The organism is Streptomyces sp. BL1 (genome assembly GCF_057628045.1).
In genome coordinates this window covers 1775941-1787576 of record NZ_JBXYWZ010000002.1, presented here as the reverse complement: position 1 = coordinate 1787576, position 11636 = coordinate 1775941, and the positions used below count along the sequence as shown (strand labels likewise).

Here is an 11636-nt window from a genome sequence, read left to right as displayed (position 1 = left end):
GCGCGCCGCACCCTTGCGAAGTGCAACCGGAAGCTGGCATGGCACCGTCCGCTCTCGAAGCCGGAGCGGACGATGCCGACTGAAGCTCAGCCGACACCGCCCGCGGGCGCACTGTCCGTGTCGGGAGGGGGACACAACCACTACGCCCACGCCCTGGCCCGCAGCACGCGGCTGGAGGTGGGTTAGATGACGCAGCCTGTAGGCCCCAAGGTGGCTGCCGGTGCTGGGAGTTCGTTCAGCCGCGAGGTCACGCTGCGGTGGGTGACGTGGATGGTCGCCGGCGTGATCGGGCTGGCGTTCCTGTTCGGCTTCGGCAACGTGTGGAGCCTGGCCCTGCGCCTGGGCGTCCCGCCGTACGTGGCACCGTTGGTCGCGCCAGCTGTCGACCTCTCGGTGTTGAGCTTGCTACTAGGAACCCGCTATCTGGCGCTGAACGGTGTACCTCAGGAGCATCTGCGGCCGGCACGCCATCTGTTGGTCTTCTCCGGCGTGATGACCTTGGCGCTGAACGTGGCCGAGACCCTGCTGGAGGGCCAGTTCGGCAGGGCAGCGTTCGACGCGGTGGGCCCGCTGCTACTGATCGGCTGGGCCGGAGTCGGCCCGGGGCTCCTGCAGACCATCGACAGCGCGGGGGAGGGGAGTGCCCAGCGTGTTGAACCGCCGAGTGGTGAAGGGGCTGATGGCCATACACCTCAAGGCCCAACAGGGCCAGCGCTGCTGCCGGTTACCGTCCTCCGGCAACCCGACACCGAAGGCGGAGACACCCTCCTGGACAAGGCGCGCGAAGAGGACGCCCACCACTGGCGAGACCAGGGCCGCCCCATCTCCGCGGAGACCCTCCGCAAACGCCTCGGCATAGGCGCAGCCCGCTCAAGAACCCTGGTCTCCGCCATCCGCGCAGAACACAACGTCCTCTTCCCGGGGCAGTCCTCACCGAGACAATAAGTGGTAGAGGCCCGGGACGCCCTCGCCTCCGCTCTCTCGGGGGGTGGGCATCCAGCTCCGCGCCATGGACGCACGCACTCCCTGGCGCGAGGTACTGGATGAAAACAGGAACGAGTATGGCTGCGGTACTGGTTCAGCGGCCCGCTACGGGCTCATCCATCTTGGCGTCTACTCGGCGTCTGTGGCGTGCGCGCAGGCTGCCGTGCTTGTCAAGAGCCGACCGGTGACAGGCGGCGCAACCTCCGGGCCACAACCCACTTTCTCCACACAGCGATCCCGCAACTGGTTGTCGGCTCTGTCGTGCGCGACCCCGCTTGTGACGGGTTCGGCCTGGTCATGCCCCGGGAAGGGTCCCGCCTTGCTCCGCCCGCTCGGCGGAGGAAGCGAATGGGGCACCGGCTCGCACACTGCCCAACTCGCCAGCCAATCTGGAACTGTTGAGTGCCCGTGTAGTGGAAACGAACGCGCGCAGCCGAATGGAACACCTCTGACGGTCTGTCAAGTCAGCAGGCCGAAACACAGGCCAGGAGTGGACAGGAGGGTAGTACGGTTTGGGGAGCTCTCGTTTCGGAGACTCACCTTTCAAGGGAGTGTGTACACGAAAAGTGAGACATTGCGCCCTTGTGTCGCCGCCTCCAGTGCGGTCTCCACTTGTTCCCAATTCAGGCCACCCAGTCCTGATCCAATGCGCGGCATGGCAATCCGGGAAACACTGTGCTCGTCGGCGTGTTTCAGCATGGAATTAACGGAATCCGCGATTGCTTCTTGTGTTGCCTTCGTGCGCCAATGGCGTTGTGTTCCGAGGTTGTAGACCCACTTCCATTCTCCCTCTGCCTGCCACGGCAGAACCTCGCCGGGGGTGAAGTTTCCGTTCTGGCACTGCTTCTTGTATTCGCGGTACATGTCCGGCCATCGTTCCCGGAACTGAACCGCGATACCGCGTCCCATTGCTCCGGCGCAGTTGCAACCGTGCGCCAATGCATCGACATCCGATGCCGAGAAAAGATCACCAATCCGATGCTCAATCATCTTTGGCGTCCTCCCACGCAAGGGCATTCGTCCATGCCCTTTCGAACTCGTCAGCGGAGATCCGATCCTCCTCATCGAACTCTCCTGGCTCCAACGGTTGATCTGTGAGGAGGGGGCCCACAGCGGGATCATAATCATTGCGTGAAGAGAGCCAGCGCTCCCCGACGCTAGTCACCTGTCGCGTCGGGATGGAATCGATGAACTCGATGAACACCTCACCATCCGGGCCAGAGAGGACCTCCGTGGGGATCTTTACATATTCAGCTTTATGATGGTGTTTGTCCATGGCGTACTATCCTGCCGGTAAGGTCGAGCGGGCCATTATTATGGTGAACTTGCACATTGGGTCTGCCGTCAACTATCTGCAGGTCCGTTACATCGATCTCCAAGAAGTGTGTCGACCGATTATACCCGGCACGAGTCGGTCGCCCCCAGAGCTTCTGTACTAGCTGATAGCGGGATATCTCCCCATTGTTGAGCTGGGTTTGGGTTAGATCAGATTTCTTTAGTCCGACAATACGTTCGGGCTCAATGTCGGTGAAATACTGGCCATCGCCAAACCGTGCGTGGACTTGCCCCTCCGACATTCGCAGACTCTTACTGTCAAGAATTCCGTTGAGGCCATCCTCATCGGTGTAGTGGAAGAGGGTCTTACGGCACGGCGCCAGCCCGAGGGGGTCCGCCCACGTGTGGGGGTTGTGGACGTAGGTGGCCGGGTTGGGGTCGGGGGTGAGGCCGAGGGGGTCCGGTGACGTGTAGCGGGCTGTTTCGGGGTCGTAGTGGCGGTGGTGGTTGTAGTGGAGGGTTGTTTCGGGGTCGTGGTATTGGCCGGGGAAGCGGAGCGGGGTGTGAGCGGTGGCGTTGGCGGACCAGGTGGTGGTGCCCCAGAGGGTGGTGCGGGTGCGCCAGGCGATGTCGCCTTGTTCGTCGAGGAGTTCGGTGGGGGTGCCGATGAGGTCGGTGATGATGGCGAAGAAGCGGGAGTCGATCTCCCGCTGGGATGCCTCGTCCACCCGGCGTTCGGTTTGGGCGATTGGCTGCAGTCCGTTGTGGTCCCAGGTGAGGACGACCGGGTCCGGCAATCCGGCCCCGGTGGTGGTCTGTTCGATGAGGGTGGGGCCGTCCCAGGTGAAGTCCACCTGTTCTGCGGCCGTTTCGCCGTCGGCGGCGAGGCGTTGTTTGGATAGGCGGCGGCCGAAGGGGTCGTACAGGTACCGCCACACCGTGCCGTCGGGTGTCGTGCAGGCGACCAGTCGGTCCTCGGCGTCCCAGGTGTAGTGCCAGGTGTCCGGCTTCTTCGAGAGGCGGGATTTTTGGCGCAGGACCATGCGGCCCGCGGCGTCGTGTTCGTAACGGACCGCACCTGCGCGGCGGATCCGCGTGCCCTCATAGGAACGCTCGCCCCGTGCCTCCGGAGAGGCGTGCCGGTCCGGCCAGGTGGCCTGGGCCTGGTTGCCCGCCGCGTCATAGGCGTAGGTCTCGGTCCAGTTGTGGGCGTGGACTGCCGTGACCCGGCCGACCGCATCCACATCGAAGCGGCGCTCACCGTTCAACTGATCGTCGATACCGACCAGATTGCCGTCCGGACGGTACGTGTACGCGCGACGCTGGACCCTCCCCGCATCCGGACCGGCGACGGTTTGGCCGGTCAGGCGGCCCACCGGGTCCCATGCCTGGGACAGCTCCACTCCGGTGCCGATGCGGCGCAGGGTTTCGCGGCCCAGGTCGTCGTGGGTGAAGGCCAGGGTGCGGCCGTTCGCCGTGAGCTCTGTACGGTTGCCTGCCGCGTCGTACGTGTACGTGGTGACTGCGCCGGTGGGGGTCTCTCGGAGTACCGGACGGCCCAGCGCGTCGTAACTGTGCGAGAGAGTACTGACGTTGACGCTTTCGGTGGTGATGCGCCCCGTTGCGTCGCGCTCGTAGCGCACGTCGGCGTCCGGGTTGCGGGCGCTCAGCAGGCGTCCTGCCGGGTCGTAGGTGCATGTGGTGACCTTGCCGGCTGCGTCCTTGCGGAGGACCTGGCCCAGGGCGTCGTACTCGAAGGCGATGGTCTCGCCGAGCGGTGTGGTGCGGGTGCAGAGTTGGCCTGCCGCATCGTGCTTGTAGCGCACCGTGCGGTCGTCGAAATCGGTCTCCGCGATCAGGCGTCCGGCCGGATCGTAGGCGTAATTCCAGGTCAGGCCCTGGGGGTTGGTGACCTGGGTGAGGCGTAGCTGGGCATCGTGGGTGAACTCGTACCGCACCCCGTCCGGATTGACCTGGGCGGTAAGCAGGTCGAAATGGCCGTACTCGTACGACGTGACGCTGCCGCCTGGGTCGGTGTGGTGGGTGCAGTTGCCTTCGCCGTCCCACGTCCAGGTTTCCCGCGCTCCGTCGGGGGCGGTGCGGGTGGTGGGTTTGCCTTCGACCGTCCAGGTCAGGCGGGTGACCTCGCCCAGCGGATCGGTGATCTTGATCGGGTTGCCGAAGGTGTCGCGCTGGTAGCGGGTGGCGGATCCGAGCGGGTCGGTCACCTGGAAGGGGAGTCCGGCTGCCTCGCAGACGACGGTGGTGGTGTGGCCCAACGCGTCGGTGACGGACGTGAGATGGCCCAGGTCGTTGTACGTGTACTCGGTGGTGGCGCCGGCCGGGTCCGTCGCGGAGGTGCGGTTGCCCGCGCTGTCGAAGCCCTGGTGCCAGGTTGCCCCGTCCGGTGCGGTGATCTGTACGGGCCGGCCGGCCGCGTTGTAGGTGATGCGGGTGCGGGTGCCGTCGGGGCGGGTGACGGCGAGCAGTCGTCCGTCGGTGTCGTAGGTGTTGGTGGTGGTGTGGCCCAGGGGGTTGGTGCGGGCCAGCACGCGATCGTACTCGTCCCAGGCGGTGTGGGTGGTGTTGCCCAGGGGGTCGGTTTCGGTGACGACTTGGAGGAGTTCGTTGATTTCGTAGCGGGTGGTGTGCCCGTTCGGCTCGGTGACGGTGGTGAGGCGGTTGCCGTTGGGGGCGGTCTGGTCGTAGCCGAAGGTGAGGGTGATGTGGCCGGCTTCGCCGCCCTGGGAGGTGCAGCGGTCGTGCTCGTCGTAGCGGTAGGCGTAGGAGCGGTTGTTGGTGTCCGTCCACCCGGTCATCCGGCCGAAGTGGTCGTAGGTGAAGCGGGTGGGGATGCCGGTGGAGTTCGCGACCGTAGCGAGGTGCCCGCCCTCATAGCCGTAAGCCATCAGCCGCTGGTCGCTGCCGTCCGGGGCCGCGTTGGCGAGGTCGAGGGCGGTGACCCGTCCTGACCCGGTCTGCACGCGGACCTGGTAGCCGCCGGAGTGGACCAGGCCTGCGGGGCGGCCGGCGTCGTCGTAGGTGAAGGTGATGCGGTTGTCGTGCCGGTCGGCGATCTCCTCGATCCGGCACCGGCCCGCCGCATCCGGTGCGGCGAAGCGGCGGGTGTGGCCCGATCCCGGGTCGGTGACGGTGAACCCGCCTCCGGAGGCCGGGAGTAGGGGCCAGCGCGGGCCACCCTCGGACGGATAGACGGGCTCTACGGCTGTCGTTGCCGCGCCCTCTCCGTCCGTCACAGGGACAGCGCCGTCCTCGTCCGGGCCCGTGCCGGTAGTCAGCAGTGGGTATTCCAGCAGCAGGCCGTTCTCGGTGGCGAAGACGATGCCGTCCTCATCCACTTCCAGGTGCTGGTCGAGGGTGGAGGTCCAGGTGGGGCCGAACCAGCGCCCCGCCCGGTAGTTGGAGGCGTGCCGCCGTACGAAGGTCAGCGGCAGCGTGCCGGGCAGGGAGACGTCGGTCTGGGGGAGGAACATGATGCCGGTGGCCATGTCCACCGGGTCCGAACAGCCCCGGGCGACCGCATTGTCGCCGCGGGTGAACATCCGCTTGCCGGCCCCGGACAGCATGCGCCGCACACCGCCCGCCCCGCGCAGGCTCTTCGCCGCAGTCGCCAGCCCCTTCGCTCCGGCAGCGAGCTTTGCCGCACTGGTAAGGCCCTTCGCGCCGGGGATGCAGTCCAGCGCGGCCAGGCCGACATCCAGCAGCCCGGCCTGGCCCTTGCGGTATTTGTTCAACGTGTCCGCGAGGACCACCAGGGCCGCCACGACGACGATCGCCGCCAGGATCGGGCCGCCGATGATCATGACGACGATGCCGAGGACGGCGACCACGACCTTGCACACCGCAACGATGTCGTCCCAGTGGTCACCGACCCACTTGGCGGCGTCCTCGAACATGTTGCGGTTCTGGATACCGGCGTCCGAGGCCTCGTCCAGTTTCCGCTTGCAGTCCTCCGCCGCCTCCTCGCGCAGCTTCCGCGCGTCCTCGGCCATCTTCTTGGCCGCATCGAGCGCCGACTGGGCGTCGTTGACCGCCGATTGGGCCGACGCCTGTGAGGACTTCGCGTCCTTCGCGTTACGCACCGCGGCCCGCACCTTGCCCTCATCCGGCGACGGCGCCTTCTTGTCCCCGCTATCGCCGTTCTGGTGCTTATCGGCCTCCCGGCCGGCCCGGTCCACCCACGCATTGGCCGTCGAGAGCTGGGAGTTGGCGTGCGAGAGGTCCTTCTGCGCCTCCTGCGCCTTGCGCAAAGCCCGCAGCGACTGGGACTGGGCCTTCTCCAACTCCGGCCAGTACCAGGTCAACGCGTCCCCGGCCAGACCGTAGGAATCCCGCAGCTTCGTCAGATTCCCCGGGACCCCCTCGAAGCCCTCCCGGAACGAGTCCGCGGACTTGCCGACCCAGGTGGCCAGCGAATCCTCGCGGGACATGGAGTTGACCGAGCGCAGCGCCTCGCCCACATCCTCGGAGAACTCGTGGAATTTGCGGGCCAGTTGCTTCACCCGCTCCGGATCGCCCGGAACCGGATCCGCCTCCAGATCCAGTGGACTCCAATCCGACGGCCGACCAGCCATAGCCCCGCATCCCCCTCATAGCCCGGCGGGCCCACGGCCCGCACATCCCCTTCAGCGCCGACGGTCGCGACTTCGCCCCCGTCGGACGTTCCAGCTGCTTCGGCGGGATCGTGGACGTGCCCAACCACCCGTACGCGAAAGCCAGTTCGCCTGAGTGTGGCAAAGGGATGGAAGTGACTCAAGTGGCATCAGTGCTGGTGGAGGGCGCATCGGAGCGCCCTGTAGAGGTGCCGTGGCGGAAGATTCACAAGAAGGGCCCGGCCCGGATCCACTTGCCGGCTGCTCTCGCCGCCAAGGACGCCGGTTCATCCCTGTCCCGGCGGCACCCCGCTCCAGCCATCCGCAGGATGCCGCCGCCAGAGCCAGAGCCGGAGCTGGAGCCGGAGCCAGAGCCGGGTGGCGGCGGCCAAGACGCCGAGAGCGGCGGGTCGCACCGGCCAAGGGCGCCGGCCCGCAGCCCGCATCCACCGAGAAACCCCCGAACGCACGGAATCCCGTCCGGCTGAGCCGGACGGGATTCCGTGGAGAGTGTCGGGAGGGGGACTTGAACCCCCACGCCCTGTAAAGGGCACTAGCACCTCAAGCTAGCGCGTCTGCCATTCCGCCACCCCGACGTGGTGGCCCCGTGGCTCTCGGCCGCGGCGACGGAGTCAACCTTAGCACCCGCCGAGGGGTGCCGATCACCACCGACCGGCGCTTGGGGCCGGGAAGCGGAAGCGGGAGGATGGGCCGGGAGAACTCGACAAGAGGAGGCAGTGTGAGCCAGTCGAATCCGGCGTCGAACAGTGCGGAAACGAGCGCCGAGAGTGAGGTTGTCGATCTCTGCCGCGATCTGATCCGGATCGACACCAGCAATTACGGGCCCGCGCAGGACGGCCCGGGGGAGCGGAAGGCCGCCGAGTACGTGGCCGAGAAGCTCGCCGAGGTCGGGCTGGAGCCGCAGATCTTCGAGTCCCGTCCGGGGCGGGCCTCCGTGGTCGCCCGGATCGAGGGCGAGGACCGGTCGCGGCCCGCGCTGCTCATCCACGGGCACACCGACGTGGTGCCGGCCAACGCGGAGGACTGGACGCACCACCCCTTCTCCGGCGAGATCGCCGACGGCTGCGTCTGGGGGCGCGGCGCCGTCGACATGAAGGACATGGACGCCATGACCCTCGCGGTCGTACGGGACCGGCTGCGCAGCGGCCGGAAGCCCCCGCGCGACGTGGTGCTGGCGTTCCTCGCGGACGAGGAGGCGGGCGGCGTCTACGGGGCCCGGCACCTCGTGGACAACCACCGGGATCTGTTCGAGGGGGTGACGGAGGGCATCGGCGAGGTCGGCGGCTTCTCCTTCACCGTCAACGAGGACCTGCGGCTGTACCTGATCGAGACGGCCCAGAAGGGCATGCACTGGATGAAGCTGACCGTGGACGGCACCGCCGGACACGGTTCGATGATCCACCGGGACAACGCCATCACCGAGCTGTCCGAGGCCGTCGGCCGGCTGGGCCGGCACGAGTTCCCGGTGCGGGTGACCAAGACGCTGCGGTCGTTCCTCGACGAGCTGGGCGACGCGCTGGGCACCGAGCTCGACCCGGAGAACATGGACGAGACGCTCGCGAAGCTCGGCGGCATCGCCAAGCTCATCGGCGCCTCGCTCAAGAACACCGCCAACCCGACCCAGCTGGGCGCCGGTTACAAGGTCAACGTCATTCCGGGCCAGGCGACCGCGCACGTCGACGCGCGCTTCCTGCCGGGGTACGAGGAGGAGTTCCTCGCCGACCTGGACCGCATCCTCGGGCCGCGCGTCAAGCGCGAGGACGTGCACGGGGACAAGGCGCTGGAGACCACCTTCGACGGTGCGCTGGTCGACGCGATGCAGTCCTCGCTGCAGGCCGAGGACCCGATCGCGAAGGCCGTGCCGTACATGCTGTCGGCCGGTACCGACGCGAAGTCCTTCGACGACCTCGGGATCCGCTGCTTCGGCTTCGCGCCGCTGAAGCTCCCGCCGGAGCTGGACTTCGCGGGCATGTTCCACGGCGTGGACGAGCGTGTGCCGGTGGACGGGCTGAAGTTCGGCGCCCGCGTCCTGGACCGCTTCCTGGACCAGTGCTGACCGGACCAGTGCCGGCCGGACCCGTGCCGGCCGGATCAGTGCTCACCGGGCCGGTGTTGAGCGGCCGGCGCTGACCGGACCGGCGCAGGCCGGGTCGGCTCGTACGACAACGTCAGGCCGTTGTCGTACGAGCCGACTGTCGTTTCGCATACTGTCGCCCGACCGTCAACACAGGTAACGGATCTTCAGTAATCGATCATCCGTGCCCTGTTGACCGGACGGGTGAATTCCCCGATCCACACGTAGCCCCGTTACTTCTTCCTCGTTACAGGTGGTGCGGTCCGCGGCTGGGACCGCATTTGCCAATGAGGAGGAACAATGATCAAGAAGGTTGTCGCTGCCGCGGCTGCCACCGGCGGTCTCGTGCTCGCGGGCGCGGGCATCGCCGCTGCCGACTCGGGCGCCCAGGGTGCGGCCGTCGGGTCCCCCGGCGCCGTCTCGGGCAACCAGGTCCAGGTCCCGGTCCACGTGCCGGTGAACGCCTGTGGCAACAGCGTCAACGTCATCGGGCTGCTGAACCCCGCCTTCGGCAACTCCTGCGTGAACGACTGACGTTGCGTCACCGCGTGAAGACATAGCCCGGTCGGCCCCGGAGCGCACGACGCGCTCCGGGGCCGTCGGGTCTTCCAAGTGTTCGTCGTCCGTAAGGGCAGAAGGCAAGGCAGGGGATCGAACTATGCGACAGGTCACCAGAAAGGGCCTGCTCACCGTCGCTGCGGCAAGCGGCGTGCTGGCCATGTCGGGCGGCGCGGCGTACGCCGACTCGGGGGCTCAGGGCGGAGCCGAGGGCTCTCCCGGCGTGGCGTCCGGCAATTCCGTCCAGGCCCCGGTCGACGTGCCGGTGAACGCCTGCGGGAACAGCGGGAACGTGGTGGGACTGCTCAACCCGACCTCCGGCAACGGCTGTGAGAACGGGTCGGACGGTTCCGGCAGCTCCGACGGCCAGGACCGGGCGGGAAGTTCGAGCGAGCGGCAGGGCGGGCAGCAGGCCGGGGGAGCCCAGGCGGACGGCGGTACGAGCAACTCGCCCGGCGTCGGTTCCGGCAACGATGCGCAGGCTCCGGTCGACGTGCCGGTGAACGCCTGCGGCAACAGCATCACCGTCATCGGGATCGGCAACAGCGTGACCGGCAACGGCTGCGAGACCGACGCACCGCCGCAGGAGTCGGCCCCGCCGCGTTCGTCCGAGCCGTCCGCGCCGTCCGACCCGGGCGGTGGCGGCCAGGACCGCACAGGGGCCGGCGGCGGTTCTCCCGACGGTTCCGGCGGCGGTTCCGGCGGCCAGGACCGTACCGGCGTCGGCGGCGGAGGCGCGCCGCAGCACGACATGGCGCCGAAGACCGGCGGTTCGGAGCCGGTGCACGACACCTCGACGGTCCGCGCGGGCTCGCAGCCCGTCCAGGCCGACCCCGCCACGGCACCCGCCGGCGGAGGTCAGCAGCTGGCGGAGACCGGCGGCGGCTCCGAGCTCGGCATCGCCGCGCCCCTGGGCGCGGGCCTGATGATCGGCGGCTACGTGCTCTACCGGCGCGCCCGCGTCGTGCAGAACGCCGCCCGGGCCGCGCAGCGCTGAGCGCGCGGCCGCACCGGGAGCGGCAGAGCAGTGGAGGGGGCCTCGCCCGGCGGGGGCCCCTCCACTCGTCACCAGGTGGCGCGCAACTGGCGGATGATGCGGCGCCGCAGCCGCACCCTCCGGCTGCCGTCGGGATAGATACGAGTACGGGCCAACTCCCACTGCCCGTACTCCGCATGCTCCGTCAGGAGCCGCGTGGCGGCCTTGCGGGTCGTGCCACGCGGGACGTACACATCACGAAATTCGTATTCCGGCATCGCATCTATTGTGCGGGCAGCGGCCGTCTGCGGATAGCGTCTGCACTATGTCTGATGCTGCGCAGCCCACCGCTGCCGACGTACGCGCCGCCGCCGAGGCGGTCAAAGCCGCGCTCGACCGCCACCTCGAGGCCGTCGAGCGGCGGGCTGAAGGGGCGGAGGAAGCGGCATCCGGCGCGGAGGCCGCGTCTCCGGATGCCGAGGAGGCAGCCGCCCGCTCCGCCGCGGAGGCCGACGCCGCCGTGTATGCCGCGTTCGACGCCCTCGCCGCGGCCGGCGAGGCGTACGACGAGCTGCTCTACGAGGTGTACGACGAGGTCACCCCGTTCGAGATCCCCGGCCCGGGCGGCGACACCATGCCGCCCTACGGGGGCCCCGACGAACCGCACGCGCTGACCGTCCTGATCCGCAGGGACTATACGGTGGCGCACCCGCAGCGGCTGCTGACGCAGGCTCAGCGGGTGACGGACCTGGACCCGGAGTCGGCCGACGACGACGGCATCGCCGGATCGTCCGCGGGCAGCAGTGTGTACGCGGCGCTCGGGGTGCTCTTCGGGGAGTACGAACCGGACGAGATCGCCACCCGGCACAAGGAGTTCGGCCTCGAGGAGGGCGACTCCACGCTGTGGGTGGCGGCCGCGGACGAGCCCAGCGAGCCGGGGGAGTGGCTGACCGCCCCCTTCGACCAGGCGGACCCCGAGCAGGTGGTGTGCCGCTTCGACGTCAGCTCCGCGTTCGACGACGACGAGATGCTGGACCTCGACGAACGGCTCGACGACTCCACGCCGTAGGACACGCCGGGAGTGAGCGGAACAAGGGCGGCGGGGCACCGGGAGCGCTGCTCCGGTGCCCCGCGT

The 11636-nt window shown here is 68.4% G+C and carries 9 protein-coding genes and 1 tRNA gene; 5 read left to right on the top strand and 5 right to left on the bottom strand.

Features of this window, described 5'->3' with window-relative positions; genetic code table 11:
* Positions 1-186 precede the first annotated feature (186 nt).
* Positions 187-945, top strand: coding sequence for a DUF2637 domain-containing protein (locus AC3AGO_RS08070; protein ID WP_487819449.1), 759 nt, complete (start codon positions 187-189; stop codon positions 943-945).
* Positions 946-1527: 582 nt separating this feature from the next.
* Here the strand turns inward: AC3AGO_RS08070 and AC3AGO_RS08065 are convergent.
* The 4 genes from AC3AGO_RS08065 to AC3AGO_RS08050 all read right to left on the bottom strand — a co-directional run bounded on the left by AC3AGO_RS08065 (position 1528) and on the right by AC3AGO_RS08050 (position 7468).
* Positions 1528-1974, bottom strand: coding sequence for a macro domain-containing protein (locus tag AC3AGO_RS08065; RefSeq protein WP_487819448.1), 447 nt, complete (start codon positions 1972-1974; stop codon positions 1528-1530).
* Entirely contained in the window at positions 1967-2260 is a 294-nt protein-coding gene (locus AC3AGO_RS08060) for a hypothetical protein (RefSeq protein ID WP_487819447.1), read from the bottom strand. Before AC3AGO_RS08060 ends, AC3AGO_RS08065 begins: the two co-directional genes overlap by 8 nt.
* Positions 2241-6854 (bottom strand): DUF6531 domain-containing protein, encoded by a 4614-nt coding sequence (locus tag AC3AGO_RS08055; protein WP_487819446.1) that lies wholly within the window; start codon positions 6852-6854, stop codon positions 2241-2243. The genes AC3AGO_RS08060 and AC3AGO_RS08055 overlap by 20 nt, the downstream gene beginning before the upstream one ends.
* Positions 6855-7383: 529 nt before the next feature.
* Positions 7384-7468, bottom strand: a tRNA-Leu gene (locus tag AC3AGO_RS08050).
* A gap of 143 nt (positions 7469-7611) precedes the next feature.
* Here AC3AGO_RS08050 and AC3AGO_RS08045 point away from each other — a divergent pair.
* From AC3AGO_RS08045 to AC3AGO_RS08035, 3 genes are all read left to right on the top strand, one after another.
* Positions 7612-8949 carry a M20/M25/M40 family metallo-hydrolase gene (locus AC3AGO_RS08045; RefSeq protein WP_487819445.1) on the top strand — a complete coding sequence of 446 codons (1338 nt, stop codon included), beginning with the start codon at positions 7612-7614 and terminating at the stop codon, positions 8947-8949.
* 318 nt (positions 8950-9267) lie between these two features.
* Entirely contained in the window at positions 9268-9501 is a 234-nt protein-coding gene (locus AC3AGO_RS08040) for a chaplin (protein ID WP_487819444.1), read from the top strand.
* A gap of 124 nt (positions 9502-9625) precedes the next feature.
* Positions 9626-10522 (top strand): chaplin, encoded by an 897-nt coding sequence (locus AC3AGO_RS08035; RefSeq protein ID WP_487819443.1) that lies wholly within the window; start codon positions 9626-9628, stop codon positions 10520-10522.
* A 68-nt stretch (positions 10523-10590) separates the two neighbouring features.
* On the opposite strand, the gene AC3AGO_RS08030 is transcribed toward AC3AGO_RS08035, so the two are convergent.
* Positions 10591-10779 carry a DUF5703 family protein gene (locus AC3AGO_RS08030; RefSeq protein ID WP_487819442.1) on the bottom strand — a complete coding sequence of 63 codons (189 nt, stop codon included), beginning with the start codon at positions 10777-10779 and terminating at the stop codon, positions 10591-10593.
* A 47-nt stretch (positions 10780-10826) separates the two neighbouring features.
* Here AC3AGO_RS08030 and AC3AGO_RS08025 point away from each other — a divergent pair, with 47 nt between their 5' ends.
* Complete coding sequence (locus AC3AGO_RS08025; RefSeq protein ID WP_487819441.1) at positions 10827-11570, top strand: hypothetical protein; 744 nt, start codon at positions 10827-10829, stop codon at positions 11568-11570.
* Positions 11571-11636 lie beyond the last annotated feature (66 nt).